General features: G+C 39.7%; 19 protein-coding genes. 3 read left to right on the forward strand and 16 right to left on the reverse strand.

The window, feature by feature from the left end; genetic code table 11:
• Positions 1-553: 553 nt before the first annotated feature.
• Together AC3EBE_RS18830 and AC3EBE_RS18835 are read right to left on the reverse strand one after the other, a co-directional pair.
• On the reverse strand, positions 554-733 hold the full coding sequence (locus AC3EBE_RS18830; RefSeq protein ID WP_488596571.1) for a hypothetical protein: 180 nt from the start codon (positions 731-733) through the stop codon (positions 554-556).
• Positions 702-1,106, reverse strand: coding sequence for a hypothetical protein (locus AC3EBE_RS18835; RefSeq protein WP_488596572.1), 405 nt, complete (start codon positions 1,104-1,106; stop codon positions 702-704). The genes AC3EBE_RS18830 and AC3EBE_RS18835 overlap by 32 nt, the downstream gene beginning before the upstream one ends.
• Before the next feature lie 37 nt (positions 1,107-1,143).
• On the opposite strand from AC3EBE_RS18835, the gene AC3EBE_RS18840 reads away from it, so the two are divergent.
• Complete coding sequence (locus AC3EBE_RS18840; RefSeq protein WP_488596573.1) at positions 1,144-2,052, forward strand: VanW family protein; 909 nt, start codon at positions 1,144-1,146, stop codon at positions 2,050-2,052.
• A gap of 66 nt (positions 2,053-2,118) precedes the next feature.
• On the opposite strand, the gene AC3EBE_RS18845 is transcribed toward AC3EBE_RS18840, so the two are convergent.
• Both AC3EBE_RS18845 and AC3EBE_RS18850 read right to left on the reverse strand, forming a co-directional pair.
• Positions 2,119-2,625 carry a hypothetical protein gene (locus AC3EBE_RS18845; RefSeq protein ID WP_488596574.1) on the reverse strand — a complete coding sequence of 169 codons (507 nt, stop codon included), beginning with the start codon at positions 2,623-2,625 and terminating at the stop codon, positions 2,119-2,121.
• Positions 2,626-2,775: 150 nt separating this feature from the next.
• Entirely contained in the window at positions 2,776-3,246 is a 471-nt protein-coding gene (locus AC3EBE_RS18850) for a GNAT family N-acetyltransferase (protein ID WP_488596575.1), read from the reverse strand.
• A gap of 439 nt (positions 3,247-3,685) precedes the next feature.
• Between AC3EBE_RS18850 and AC3EBE_RS18855 the strand changes: the two genes are divergently transcribed.
• The gene (locus AC3EBE_RS18855; protein ID WP_488596576.1) at positions 3,686-4,297 is read left to right on the forward strand and encodes a GNAT family N-acetyltransferase; all 612 of its coding nucleotides are present in this window, start codon (positions 3,686-3,688) and stop codon (positions 4,295-4,297) included.
• Positions 4,298-4,348: 51 nt separating this feature from the next.
• Here AC3EBE_RS18855 and AC3EBE_RS18860 read toward each other — a convergent pair whose 3' ends face one another.
• The 6 genes from AC3EBE_RS18860 to AC3EBE_RS18885 all read right to left on the reverse strand — a co-directional run bounded on the left by AC3EBE_RS18860 (position 4,349) and on the right by AC3EBE_RS18885 (position 8,877).
• The gene (locus AC3EBE_RS18860; protein WP_488596577.1) at positions 4,349-4,846 is read right to left on the reverse strand and encodes a GNAT family N-acetyltransferase; all 498 of its coding nucleotides are present in this window, start codon (positions 4,844-4,846) and stop codon (positions 4,349-4,351) included.
• A 375-nt stretch (positions 4,847-5,221) separates the two neighbouring features.
• On the reverse strand, positions 5,222-6,133 hold the full coding sequence (locus AC3EBE_RS18865; RefSeq protein WP_488596578.1) for a DUF1002 domain-containing protein: 912 nt from the start codon (positions 6,131-6,133) through the stop codon (positions 5,222-5,224).
• 74 nt (positions 6,134-6,207) lie between these two features.
• Positions 6,208-6,558 carry a VOC family protein gene (locus AC3EBE_RS18870; RefSeq protein ID WP_488596579.1) on the reverse strand — a complete coding sequence of 117 codons (351 nt, stop codon included), beginning with the start codon at positions 6,556-6,558 and terminating at the stop codon, positions 6,208-6,210.
• A 134-nt stretch (positions 6,559-6,692) separates the two neighbouring features.
• A complete protein-coding gene (locus AC3EBE_RS18875; protein ID WP_488596580.1) occupies positions 6,693-7,442 on the reverse strand; it encodes a hypothetical protein in 750 nt (249 codons plus the stop codon).
• 1 nt (position 7,443) lies between these two features.
• Positions 7,444-8,058: a hypothetical protein gene (locus AC3EBE_RS18880; RefSeq protein WP_488596581.1), complete on the reverse strand. Its 615-nt coding sequence runs from the start codon at positions 8,056-8,058 to the stop codon at positions 7,444-7,446.
• Positions 8,059-8,295: 237 nt separating this feature from the next.
• Entirely contained in the window at positions 8,296-8,877 is a 582-nt protein-coding gene (locus tag AC3EBE_RS18885) for a YdcF family protein (protein WP_488596582.1), read from the reverse strand.
• 203 nt (positions 8,878-9,080) lie between these two features.
• Between AC3EBE_RS18885 and AC3EBE_RS18890 the strand changes: the two genes are divergently transcribed.
• Complete coding sequence (locus AC3EBE_RS18890) at positions 9,081-9,605, forward strand: MerR family transcriptional regulator (protein WP_488596583.1); 525 nt, start codon at positions 9,081-9,083, stop codon at positions 9,603-9,605.
• Positions 9,606-9,709: 104 nt separating this feature from the next.
• On the opposite strand, the gene AC3EBE_RS18895 is transcribed toward AC3EBE_RS18890, so the two are convergent.
• From AC3EBE_RS18895 to AC3EBE_RS18920, 6 genes are all read right to left on the reverse strand, one after another.
• Entirely contained in the window at positions 9,710-9,910 is a 201-nt protein-coding gene (locus tag AC3EBE_RS18895; RefSeq protein ID WP_488596584.1) for a cold-shock protein, read from the reverse strand.
• Between the two features lie 132 nt (positions 9,911-10,042).
• Entirely contained in the window at positions 10,043-11,068 is a 1,026-nt protein-coding gene (locus AC3EBE_RS18900; protein ID WP_488596585.1) for an ion channel, read from the reverse strand.
• A 16-nt stretch (positions 11,069-11,084) separates the two neighbouring features.
• Complete coding sequence (locus AC3EBE_RS18905; RefSeq protein WP_488596586.1) at positions 11,085-12,314, reverse strand: glutathionylspermidine synthase family protein; 1,230 nt, start codon at positions 12,312-12,314, stop codon at positions 11,085-11,087.
• A 10-nt stretch (positions 12,315-12,324) separates the two neighbouring features.
• Positions 12,325-12,789 (reverse strand): RNA helicase, encoded by a 465-nt coding sequence (locus AC3EBE_RS18910; protein WP_488596587.1) that lies wholly within the window; start codon positions 12,787-12,789, stop codon positions 12,325-12,327.
• Positions 12,790-12,834: 45 nt separating this feature from the next.
• Complete coding sequence (locus AC3EBE_RS18915; RefSeq protein ID WP_488596588.1) at positions 12,835-13,233, reverse strand: DUF350 domain-containing protein; 399 nt, start codon at positions 13,231-13,233, stop codon at positions 12,835-12,837.
• 13 nt (positions 13,234-13,246) lie between these two features.
• Complete coding sequence (locus AC3EBE_RS18920) at positions 13,247-13,687, reverse strand: aminotransferase yhxA (RefSeq protein ID WP_488596589.1); 441 nt, start codon at positions 13,685-13,687, stop codon at positions 13,247-13,249.
• Positions 13,688-14,004 lie beyond the last annotated feature (317 nt).

Here is a 14,004-nt window from a genome sequence, read left to right on the forward strand (position 1 = left end):
TAAGAAAAGTTAAGATGTTTCAGCATGGAAATTTAACCTTAGTCACAAATGTAGGGTTTTAAAGTAAGTACAATGGTTCTAACTGTGGTTTTTTATCCAGATGCACTACTCTTTTTAAAAGGATGTTCTCGCAAAGATTGTTGCTTATACCACTGTTGAATTTAAATCCTGTTGATTGTAGTGGAAGGCGCGAAGACTCCTTCGGGATGCAGCGGGACAGGTGAGACCCAGGTAGAAATGGCCCGAAAAGAAGGGTCATTTTACCCCGCAGAAGCGAAAGCGACGAGGAGGCTCACCGCACGCCCCAAGAAGAATTCGTTCTTGAAAAAGCCGGCATTTGGGCTTTTTCATAATTCTTCAGAGGAAAGCGAAGCGCCTGGAACGAAAATCAACAGACTTTTATTGCAAAGCCTTCTTTAAAAAACCATCTAGAAGGACTACTAAAAGCATATAGAAAAACAACAAAGTATTGGAAAAGAGCCTTATAAAAAGAAAAAACGCTCTAGGCTTATGCCAGAGTGTCCTATTCTTGTGCTGTAAACCTTCCTTGAGCTTAATTTAAGGACAATTCATAATGGATAAATTCTTTATCGTCGATCTGGATTTTTTTAAATTCACATTTTTCCAGAACCTTTTGTGATGCTATATTATCCAAGGTAGTTTTTGCATAAAGAGTTGTTAAGCCCATTATTTGGGCTTCTTTAATCATTAAATTCAAGCCAGCCATTGCCACGCCTTTGCCTGTGAATACCTGACCGACACGGTAGCCTATATCCCGTGCCTCTCTGCCAGTCGATATCCACAAGATTCATCCGGCCGGCTACTTTACCAAGTTCATCTTTTAACAGATAAAAAAGGGCCTTTTTTTCTGCCTGTTCTGCTAAAAGCTCTTCAAGGATATTCTTGAAGGATTCATATTCAAAATAGGTTGGCGGCCTGGGAGGTACTGATCTCTCAAAGTAGTCTTTGTTTTCTTTTTCAAATAAATATAATGATTCTGCTTCTTCTGGAGTCAATATTATTAAACGAATATTCATATACTTATTCCTTTCGGTTTCAGGTTTTTCATCCATAAAAAACCATATAGTGCTGGACATTAAATCCATATAGGTAATCCATAATAAATTGAGAGGTGAAAAAGTTGTGAAATTATTATTAATTATTGGATTGTTATTATCTCCGAATCAAGTTAGCCAATCTGATCATATATCGATGTACTTTGAAGGTGAACCAGTTGCTGAGGTCCGCAGATCTGACTTTTCTATTCCCTGGTTTGGATATCCTCTGTTGAACCATCTGATGCTTGACACACTTTATAATCAGATGGACAGGCAAATAAAAATGGAGCCAGAAAATGCTGGCCTTGACGATTCTGGCAGGATCATCCCTGAAAAAGTAGGCTATATTGTTGATGAGAAGAAATTCAAGGAAAGTTTCACCAGGAGCTTCATTGACAATAGACCTGTTCAGTTCACAATTCCTACCTTGCCAGTTTATCCGAAGGTGGATAGTGAAATTATGGCGAATATACGGACAAGACTAATTGGCCATTACATAACCTATTTTAATAATGGAAATAAAGAACGATCACACAATATCGCGTTGGCGGCGCAAGCAATCAATAATCATGTGGTCTTTCCCGGTGAGGTATTTTCCTTCAACAAAGTTGTCGGCAAAAGAACGGCAGGAAAAGGCTATCAGCCTGCTCCGATAATCGTAAGAGGAGAGCTTTCTGAAGGAATAGGAGGTGGCATTTGCCAGGTTTCTTCGACGCTTTTCAATGCCGCCGACAGGTCTGGATTAAAAATCCTGGAGCGTTATTCCCATAGCAAACGGGTCCCATATGTACCTCCCGGAAGAGATGCGACTGTAAGCTGGTATGGGCCGGATTTTACCTTTAAGAATAGTTATAAACAGCCAATCCTGATCAGGGCTAAATCATATCATGGCAAAATGATCGTCATGATTTATTCTTCTGACGAATTGAATATTGAGAAACGGAAAGTACCGAGTACAAGTTTGGAACTATCCATTCCGGAAGAAGCCTTTTAGCATAGTATCTATAAAATATTAAAACAAAAAGCTGTGCCAATAATCTGCACAGCTTTTTTGCTGATTTTATAGTTCCTTAGATAAAACAGGCCTTCTCATTTCAACGCTTTCAAATGCTGCGCCTAGCTTTTCTTCACCCTGCGCGAAAGAAGCATCAGCAGCTTCCATGTTTGGTGCATCTTTCTTCAGTTCTTCAGCCTTTGTGCTGTATGAAGCTGCAATGTCTTTAAGAGCGGCTTCCAGGTCAGCTTTTTGATCTTCTAATCCAGCAGGAATTTCTAGGCTTTCAACCTTTGAAGCTACTGCTGCTGCAGATTCACTTGCAGCGGCCTTTAATTCAGCCTGAGCCTTAGGATCATCTTCACCCTCATAAGCATTTAGGTCAGCATCAGCTTCGTTGATTGTGTTAACGAGGCTTGAATAGAATTTGTACAATTCACTCTTTGGGTTTGCTGCCGGTTTTGCAGCCTCTTCAGTTTCTTTCTTTTCTGGCTCAGCCTCTTTTTCTGCAGAGCACGCTGTCAGTCCGATTGCGAATGTAATCGCTGAAAGTAAAATCCAAAACTTTTTCATCTTGATCTCCCCTTATATCTATAAATATCGCTGTGTGTACTAATGTCATTACACACAACTTTTTCATTATAAAGGGATTATTTAACAAGTTCAATTTTTTTGTCATGATTTTTTAAAAAAAGTCCCCATTTGCAATAACGTATTGCTATTTTAAACCTTTACCATAGTAAAGAAACCAACTTCGCCATTAGAAAATTCTGAATGAATGTTGAACCCCATATTCTGATAAAGTTTGAGCGCCCGTTCATTGAAGCTTGCCACTGTTAACCTGGATATTTTACCTGGTTCAGAATCTGAAATCATTTTGAGAACGAAATGGAAAAAGATTCTGCCATATCCTCTGCCAGTCAAATCTGGCCTCATGCCTATCCCGATATCTATTGCCTCATCATTGTAGACACCAGCATGCCTGCCAGCAGGAACCTGCGCTGAAGCACCGCTGCAATAAAAACCGATTAAATCCCCATTCTCATCTACTATTGCATAATATCCGCTGTTCAATAATTCCTTTACACCTTCCTCGCCAGGCTCACAATTGTAAAAATCGTAAGGGGGATCATATTGCCAATTCAGGATTTCATAAGCTATAGAGGGTGTAATAGTTTGACTGTACAGTTTCATAAGATACTCCTTTTAAATGTCATATTATATTTATTATCCGGCCATGCTGGAAACTCCTTTTATTAAAGTTGTTTGAATATTCATTATTATTACTAATTGATTAAAAGTTTTTATCATTTTTACAGGAAAAAGGTTTAATAGAATTTTTACGCGGGAATAGTAGGACTAACAACAACACAATTAATAGACAGGAGCGATTACATAATGATTACTACATTTGCATTACTTGGTGGAGCTTTCGCAATCGCCGCTGGATTGAATTTCTTCGCTATAAATGAAAAAGCTTTTATGGATGATGAGGCTATAAACTAAGGACGCTACTAAGCGTCCTTTTTGTATTTTTTTTGAATTTTCTTTTACGATGCAGGAAATTATAGAATTGAAGAGAATGTAGTATGCAGATAATTCTAGCCTCAATACACTATAGGAGGTAAGGGAAATGCAATCTCCGGAAGTATTGCAAGGAGAACTAGTAAGTCTGTGCAAGCTGACAGAAAATGATTTGGAAGAATGGTGGCGGCTTATCCATAATGAAGAGCATCCTGAATGGAAAAAGTGGGATGCCCCCTATTATCCGCTCAAACCGATTGAGCTGGAAAAGTTCAAGGAACAGATGGCCAATCTAATACACCAGGGTTATGACCGGAAATACTTAATTAAGGCAAATGGTGAAATCATTGGAATGGTCACGTATTATTGGGAGCATGAATCATCACAATGGCTTGAGTTCGGTATTGTGATTTACTTGCCGGAATATTGGAATGGCGGATATGGAACCGATGCTTTAAAGACGTGGATTAAGCATCTATTTTCTACCTTCCCTATTCCGAGAGTCGGTTTTACAACCTGGTCTGGCAACGATCGCATGATCACTGTCGGAAAAAAACTCGGCATGATTGAAGAAGCCAGGATTAGAAAATGCAGATTATATAATGGAAAATATTATGATTCTGTAAAGATGGGGCTTTTACGTGAGGAATGGGAACAGCAGTTTCAGGAGAAAAGGACAAGCAACATCTTTAGCTTTGAACAAAGGAATCCCGAGATGTAAATTACAAAGGGTAAAAAAGCAGCACGCCTACTGGGTGCTGCTTTAGCATTGTTATAACAATTTTGCCATATAATATTCATCAACATAATTTCCATTTACAAATAACGAATGTCTTTTTGTGCCTTCAATTTGAAAGCCCTGTTTTTTATAGAGTCGAAGTCCAGCCTCATTTCCGGCCATGACAGTAAGTTCAAGTCTGTGAAGGTCTTTGTCTCTAGCCCATTTCATCAACTCTTGAAACAACTCAGTCCCGATACCTTGTCCCCGAAAGTTTTCCAGTATCCCTATTACGAGATATGCTGTATGCAAATTTCGTTTTGCGCTGCCCCCTTTGGCGATCAGATAACCGGTGAGTTCTTCATTTTCTTCGGAAAAAAATATGGCGGAATTTTTTTCAGCTGTGATAGCTGTAATCATCTTACTTTTGCTCTCGATGTCGAATTTCCTTTCTCCTGCTCCATAAAGCATATGGTCTGACGTGTTTTCAACATTCCTGATCAGCTTCGCGAAGCTTTCCGCATCTTTTTCATTAGCTTGTCTAATGACCATAACGAGGCTCCTTTTCCTTTTAATTAAAGGCTCTTTTCTAAATACCTTGTTGCTATTCTGTATGCTTTTGAAATCTCCCTCTAAACGGTTTCTTAAAGAAGGCTTTGATATAAAAGGCTGTTGATTTCCGTTCCAGGCGCTTCGCTTTCCTCTGAAGAATTATGAAAAAGCCCAAATGCCGGCTTTTTCAAGAACGAATTCTTCTTGGGGCGTGAGGTGAGCCTCCTCGTTGCTTTGCTCCTGCGGGGTAAAATGGCCCCTCCTTCTCGGGCCATTTCTACCGGGGTCTCACCTATCCCGCTTCATCCCGAAGGAGTCTGCGCGCCTGGAACGAAGAGCAACAGGATCTAAATTCAACATGATGTAACCTAGTACTTACGAAAAGATATTGCGGATACTTTCGAACAATTCTTTAAAGAAGTTTGATACTGATTGAAGGAATCCTTTATCGCCTACTGCCTCTTCAATCCTTTTTTGGATATCGGTTGAAAGTTCCTCCAACTGGGATTGGACATTGTCAAAGTTGATATTTAAATCACGCATTTTATTGAAAAGGTCAATAAGAAGCTGCCTGTCTTCTGGGCTTAACTGAATCTCTAGTGTTTTCAGCTTTTCATCGATGATCTTCTCTATATCCTCTTTATTAGCAGGGTTTTGATCAGCAATTTCTTTCTTGATTTCCGTCAAAAGTTCACTGACTTTATCCTGGTCGAGTCCTTCTTTTTTAGCGAGGTCAGTTGCCAGATTGAGTTCTTCATTCGCAACTTCGGTCCGGTCTTTGTTCAGTTCAGTTCCGTCGGCTTCATCATATGCTTTATAAATTCCAACAAGTGCTGAATGGCCGCTTACTTTTACAGGTGATGCGACTTCCACAACTGCATCCTGGATACCAGCTGTCAGCAATGCATTTGCATACATTTCATCGGTTACTTCTGTGATGTTTTCAGGAGTAACCTGTTTGATGACCAGTCCTTCACCCTTATCCTTCCTGGTGATTTTAGCAGATGAATACATATTGGAATGCTCATCTCCGCTAATGTATGTCACAAGGTCTTTACCAGTGACCACTATTTCTTTTACTTTAGTTATGTCTTTAACATCTAAAAGGCTGCGGACCTCCTGCTTCTGCTTTTCTGATAATGCTTCACCATAAACGACAATAGGCAGTCCGAATTTCTCATTAATGCTTTCTTCCTCATTGTCATCAGAGGCAAATGCCGGAATGGACATGCCGAGTATGAGTGAAAATAACCCAATAACGGCAGCAAGTTTTAGAAATTGTTTCATATGCATTGTTCTCCTTCGTTAGTAAACTGTAATACTACTTAACACTACCCCTTATGCTGAAATAAAATTCCTTCTCAGCATTTGCAAACCATAATATGATTTCCATCAGGATCCTTAAAATTAAACCAGTGATCATGCTCAATCCCTGTGACCAATTCCACATCCTTTTTCTTTAGAAAATCATAGGATGCCTCTATATCCATTGTGTTCAGATGGAAAACAGGAGTCTTGTAAATATTTTCCTTTGAATAAATCTTGCTGTCTAATACTATGCCTGTACCTTTCATGGGCAGAACATACAAATGCCCAAAAAGAATCTCTCCATCCGCCGGAAGTCCAAGGATGTCGCAATACCAGTCTCTGGATTCAGCAACATCACTTACAGGAATAAAGATGGTTCCTACTTGATTCATAATTGGATTCACTTGAAATTCCTCCTGTTCTTTCGGACTATGAATCATAAAGCCCCGATTTTTATAATTACATAGATAATACGATAATAAAAGCTGAATGGTTTCATAAAGGATGAAAGGCTCCTTCTAATTGGAGCCTTTCCGTTCTATTCTATTTGGGCTTTATCCAGGAAAATCATTTGTTCAACCAAATGATCACCTGTTCCAAATCCATGACTGTTTTGGGGAAAACGCGGATAATCTTCTGAACCATCATTTGAAACTATCCGCCAGCCAAAGTAGTATTGCGGCTGCAGATACATCTCAGCAAAAAAAGAATCAGGTAATTGGGTTTGAATCACTTTATTTTCTATAGTAATGAATTCTCTCCACTGTTTGGGGATTTCCATGTATCCATAAGAAAGCTCGCCATCGAGAGGCTGTATATATTCCATTTGTATACTTGGCTGGTAGAGTTCCTTGCCTTCGGTAACGGAATAGCCTTTTTCTTTTTTCAAATAATAGGTTAGCGATTTCAGGTTATTATCGGGATGGAAATTCCAGAGAATAATATATGAAGCTGGGTTTTCGGGTTCTGCTTTCCAGATTCGCGGCTTGAAATCAGTATCTATACTAATGAACTGCCATTTATGATATTTCCACTCCCATAGACTGCCACCGTAGCTTTGCTGATTCGTGATGAATGGCGTGAACACATGTTTTTCATCGAGCATGATGATTTCCTGGATTTCCAGTATGTCAGCCTCAGGGAATAAATCCATAATTTCCGACTTCGCAAACTTCTTTCCCGGAAAATCAGTTGGAATTGATTGATAAAACCAATAGCCCAGGAAAAATGCTGTCACAACGAGAAAGAATGCAGTCCACAATAGCGGTTTTTTCCTTTTTATGTTCAAGTCAGTTCTCCTCCTCGAAGATTGTCTCTTCAGAGCGGAAATATAATTGATCCCTGCCTGTGTTTATAAGCAGGCCTTTCCCATCGTTCTCAATAAAGATTTGAAGAGGAATTCCGCTTCCCCATTTCGGTTTTGTACCTGTCAGGATATAGGGAAAAAGCTCTTCCTGTTTACTAATCTCCATAAATGTTTCGTTATACCACTGTTCACTATAGATCGATTCAAGCCTAAAGTTGAAATTTTTGGTCGAGAGAGCATCACTATCAAACTTTACTGCTTTTCCGGTGGGATGTGTTTGAATTAAAGAAGCATCAGACCAATCACCGATATAAGTACTTATTGTTTTCTTGGGGTAGACCTGGTCATCAATAATATTGCTCAGTACGGAAGCCAAAAGGAAAATGAAATTAGCGAGGAAGCCAATCCAGGCGTATATACGGTATTTTTGCCAGCTCTTGCCTTCATTTCTTTTTGATAAAACCCAATAAAGAATCCATACACCTAGTGGCAGGATCGCCAGTTGCACGTTCTCACCCATAAACGGAAGGTTAATAGAGAAAGAGAACAATCCTATAAAAAATACCAAAATCGTTTTTGAAATCGGTCTCGGTTTCAAGTCCTCCCCTTTGCGTATCCTAAACACTAATATAAGGAGAGCTAGCCAGGTGATTAAATTGATAAAAACTGAAACTGCATTCATGATATCACCTCTATCATTTCATTGATGCAAGGAAAGCAGCATCAAGGTTTCTCTAGTCAGGCGGAACATTTGTAGATTCATTTGACAAAAGAAGTGGCCATTTATATTTAGCAGACCTTATTCACGTTAACATAAAATTAATTGATCTCGATTCTATAAGAAGCTTTTTAAGTAGTACTTCGTCAAAGCTAGATACTCCCGAAAGTAGGACTTCGCTACTGCTTGAGCAGGCGTCTTTGCTGGCAGTCCAATCATCTGTAACCCCTCGTCTTCCGCAATCATTTTTGAACGGAAAATGTGGAAGTCATTCGTAACGAGAAGCCCGCTTTTCGCGCTGTCAGGAAGCAGCTTTTTTGAAAACTTGATATTTTCGTATGTGTCAGTGGATCGATCTTCCAGCAGAATCCGTGATTGGGCTATTCCTTGGTCCATCAATTCCCTTTTGATTGCTTCTGCCTCGGAAATGTCCTCACCAGGGCCCTTTCCGCCTGAGGCAATTACAATCGTTTTCTCATGCTTTTTTAGATAATGTGCTGCAGTGTCAATCCGGGCTTGAAGCGACAGCGACGGAACGGTCCCCTTTACTCTTGCCCCCAATATGATTAAGTAATCTGCTTGTTCAGAAGGCGGCATTTGTCCATGTCGAATGATTTGATAATGTAAAAAACCGACATAAATTAAGCCAGCAATGATAATAAGGATGACAGGTTTGCTTGTCAGGATTTTTAATTTCATTTTTATCTCACCTTTTCTTTCGTCTTATTATACTACCATCCTTTACCAGAAAAAGTTTCAAAATTTTAAGGGTTTTTTATTTAAAATAATTTAAAAGAATGTTAAAAATCCACTTTCTTTGCCGAATATCAACTAGTTTTGTCACCTGTACAGGATTAACGGTTTAAACAGCGAAACCTTAATTAACTTAGGGAGGGATCTGGATGAATACTAGCGCAGTGGCAAAGATGCTTGGGGTTTCACCAAGTACGATTCAACGTTGGGTAAAGCAGGCTAACCTTCAAATGGAACGGACAGAATTAGGGCATTATCAGTTTTCGGAGGAAAGTATCGAGGTCTTAAAAGATATCAAGAATCAGCTGAATAATGGTGTGCTGCTTCAGGATCTAAAATTGAAGGGAAAGAAATCCAGAAAAGCAACTGTCTTGGCTCAGCCTGCTTCCGGTGGGCTTACAGAAGAGTTGTCGGCCCGGATGGACAAGCTCGAGAAAAAAGTAGATGGAAAAGCGGATGATATTGTATCGTACCAAATATTGCAGCATCGACGGGAACTGGAAGAAATGCAGGAAGAAATCGCGCAGCTGAAAGAGCTTATAGAGAGCTTAAAACAAGCTGCTTCAGCACAGGAAGATACCGTCCAATCCGAGAACAAACCGAAATTTACTCAAAGTGGAACGTTCAAAAAACTGAAAAAACGAAATATTATCAGTTCATTCCTGGGATTATAACAGGCCAACAATATTAAAGGAATTCTTCCGGTACTTTTGCAAAGATATACAGGTAAACAGCAAAAAACAGACTCAGTAACCTGAGTCTGTTTTAATATCCTTAGTTAGACCTTCTGTACGTTTGTCGCTTGCGGGCCACGCTGACCTTGTTCAACTTCAAATGTAACTTCTTGTCCTTCATCTAAAGATTTGTAGCCTTCTCCCTGGATTGCTGAGAAGTGTACGAATACATCCTCGCCGCCTTCACGCTCAATGAATCCAAAGCCTTTTTCTGCATTAAACCATTTTACCTTACCACGTTCCACAATTGTTGCCTCCTAGCATTTTAAAGAAATTGCAATTTAACCTTGCGTAAATATTATATCCTTGCATAAATTTTTTAAACCCTTTATCGAATAAATTTTACAAAATAAGGGCTTTAAAATGAAAAAATATAATTAGCTAATTTCTTTATAGGTCCTTTCATCGCAAATGACGAACATTTTTGCGCCATCTGGTATTTTTTCATTATGCCTTCTGGCGACGTCAAGGGCTTGACCATCTGATATTAATGTTGCACCCTTTTCGAATAGTTCCATCGCCGCGTCCTTATAGGTTATCCAATGAGGTTTTTTGTGGATTTCATACAAATTTTCCCCTTCTGTATTGCTCAGCAATTGTTTGAACAGGCGGCTTGAACCTGGGTAGATTGCAGCATTGGCCATCAGCTTGGAAACAGATTCATTTGAAAGGATAAATTCATCCACATTTGCATGTTCGAAAAGGGCAATATGTTTTTCTTTCTTTATCTCAGCGATCGTATATAAATTCTTTTGATATCGCTTTGATATGTGCTCAACCCTAGACGCGATCAAAAGCGTTTTGCCATCGGCATATTCCGGAAATTCCATCTGGTCGTCAGTGAATACAGCAACAGATTTTGATTCAAGAATATTTGCCTGCATCAGAATTTCTTCCTCTGCAGGATTGCCGCTGACAAAATGAATACGATCATGCTTCACAGGGCTTTCAATGCCATGGTCTACAATGACAATGTCACAGTCTTGTTTGGTATTTAGGATTTCATCCACAACGGTTGATAATTTTTCGTGTGATGAGCCTATAAGTATATAATGTCCCTTCCCCCTATATGACAATTTCCCTTCCTCCCTCATTTGTTTATACAGCGACAGGCTTTCAAAGATTTTTCCGATAATTATACCCATCGCACCTATTCCAAAAGTATAAAGGAGCAGCATCGTAAAGATTCTGCCTCCGTCACTGCTTGGCGAGAAATCACCGTAGCCAACTGTGACGACGGTTGTCATAGTCCACCACAGCGCATCCATGAACCTTGGGAAGGTTTCTGGCTCAAGGGCCTGGATGATAAAGCTGCTTAATAAAATGACCCCTGCAGCAATTAATAATATTTTCCACAGGCTGATTTTTACCAATCTTGAAAAGATTCTTTGTAGAAGCCACATGAAACTACCCCCTTTCTTACACAAGCCCTGCCGGAAGAAAGCAGGAAAGATTATTTGTGATCTGCCCACCTACCCGAAAGCCGATTGCAGAAGGTTTTCCGTCCACTAAAAAACTGCCGATAAGCATATGCCCTGCATTTCTTCCTTTTTCACTGTTAAAAGTAATAGTTGGGAGCTCAATATACTCCTGGTAAATAGGTGTCACTTCACTGTAGTTTTGCTGCTGTTCCTGTGTGACCAGTTTTCCAGTCGGTGCGAAAATTTGGACAGTGTCTCCTTCTCTGCCGAAAATCGGTTTCTTTACAAATGGAACTCCCTTTTTAATGAATGGATCTGGTTCGAGATAGGTTGGCAGGAAATATTCTTGAATCCATTGATGCTCTTCCGCGGTGAAATATGGATCATTAATTTCATGCAATCCCCATATAACGGCCTGTACTGCTTTGTTTTGGAGTAAAAAAGCGGAGGGTGGATTGATGATTGCGAGCTCTTTCTGCAAAACCAAATCGATCATCCATTTACCAATTCTATTGCCACTGGTGTCTTCATCCAATATAAGGCTCTCTATAGGGAAAGTCTGGCGATAGAGTATATCAATTTTCCGGCCTTTTCCATCAAAAAGGCCATGTTCAGGAATAATCTCCAACTCGTGAAGAGGAATATATTTTGCTGGCAGTCCATATAGCTGCTGAAGATAGATGACTGTATTTTTATCTTCTACATTGTCATCATGGGCGGTGAAGACGACGTAAGGCTCAGTCTCCTGCAGCCATTCTGCTGATTGGCTTACGCTGTGTCGTATGGCTTCGCCTAATTTCTCTTCCATTCCTCCATTTGGATCTTCCTTTCCGAATTCCTTTGCTGCCATACCATTAACGTAAAATAGCTCTTTGATGAATGTTGGTGTATCTGCATTGATTTCAATGCATTTATATGTATCCTCTGTCCGGACTAAGTCAAGCCTTGCAATGACACTTTCCACTGGAATGGTTTTGAGCCTAATGAAATCAAAGGTTTCTTCAGGAAACCCCATGTCCATATATGTTTCTCTGTTTGCATTCCTTAGCAGCTTACCTGCTTTTGTATAAATCCTGCCAACCCTCAATGTACATTGCCTGATCTCTTGAAGATCAGGCTCTTTTATTGGAGCAATATCATAAAGTGCATATTCCTCATCATACAGATTTGGCCAAAAATTGGTTATCTTATTATAAAAATTATTTCGTTCATTCTTATACGAGTTCATGGAATGCCTCCTATTCCATGGTGGTATCATGAATATCTTTAACATACAAAATATAAACCCCGCGGTCCTCATCAATTTCAGTAGAGGTGACTGCCATTTGGCCGAAACCCGGAACATCGCAGATATCCTTCAATAAATATCGTATGACTTCAAGATGAGTCTTACATGGAGTCGCTGTCAGCAATTTGTAATTTTCCCTTTCCTGATAACTTCTAAATTCCACATGTATTCCAAGGCCCCTATAACCCTTTTCTTCAGTGCCAGACTGATTTCTTCCGCGGTCTTCAAGCACGAGGATTTCATCGTCTCCATCCATTTCATTCGAAATCAGCTCATATTGCTGTCCTCTTATAATGAAATAAGTGCAAAGCTGACGGGCATAAAATTCATCCAATCCGACTTTATCAATAGAGTATTCGTAGAAGGGTTCATAATTCCCATGACCATCATGGATAAAATAAGTCAGTTTTTTCATTGCAATAACCCTTTCTTCTGTAAATTCAAGCAAAACTGGTTAACATTAATAAGAAAGGCTCTTAGCGACAATCCATCCAACTGCCAATGATAATGAAAATAAAATTACGCCGACTGAGCGGTTATCTTCCTCGATCGCTTTCTGAAGGCTGTAGCGGACAGTTGCCACTTCTGCAACAAAAAATACAACGATTTGTGTGAAAATGCCAATCGATCCCCAAATAGCCATATCAAGCAGGGACACTGAATATTCCGCAGCAGCTCCAAGGACAATGGCCAGACCGATCATTTTTCCGCCAAGTGATAAAGCGGCAGTAACATTCCGTCTGCCGATTAATTCAAATTCTTTGATTTTAGGGGTAGCCAGCACGAACAACCCGACTCCTGCGGCCAATAATAATAAGCCAAGCCCCAAGTATGAAGCAAAGTTCAAATAAAGATTCATCTATACCTCTCCCCTAACCACCAGTTGTAGTTCTTGACCCGCTGCCGAATCCAGAGCTCCCTTTGGGCGAAGTGTTTTTATATTTGCTGTCAAGCCTTGCACCTTTGAAAGATGAACTGTTCCTGTACTTTTTGTAATCATTGCTGTTATAAAGCATGGAACGATTCGAAAAAAACATTCCTGCAAAGAAAAAATGCCCAAAATACGGAGATCTTGTATCATCACATTCCCAGACACCATCTTCATCGTCCCATTCCCAATCAGAGCAATCAGTGCCTTCCGGGACTGGCGGGATATCTTCATTTCCAGACGACCAGTCCTGGCCATCTGTTGTCGTGTCATCTGATTCCCAGTCACGGTCAGGTGCAGCCTGCTGATTAGGACCACATCCAGTTAGACCCACCATTAATGCAGTCGCAGAAATTCCAGCAATCAGTTTTTTTGTTTTGCTCAAGTATTTCACCTCTTTCTTTTCGACTTTACTATTTACGCTTACTTAAGGAAAAAGTTTCAAATTTGTAAATAAACTCTTAAGATATTATGCCCGCAAATATCCGATTATTTTTTTGAAAACATCTTTTCTTTTCATGATATACCCAATTTTTGAGCATGTAATAGTTCTTCATTAAAAAGAGGCTGGGACAAATAGCTTCTGAAATAGAAAAAAGTGAAATCGTCGATGCGATTTCACTTTTTTTCTATTTTATTGCGAGGTATGCGATTCAGAGTTTATCCTCTTTGCGCATATTTCCTTAAGTTTACGGCCATTAA

This window comes from Mesobacillus sp. (genome assembly GCF_057785455.1).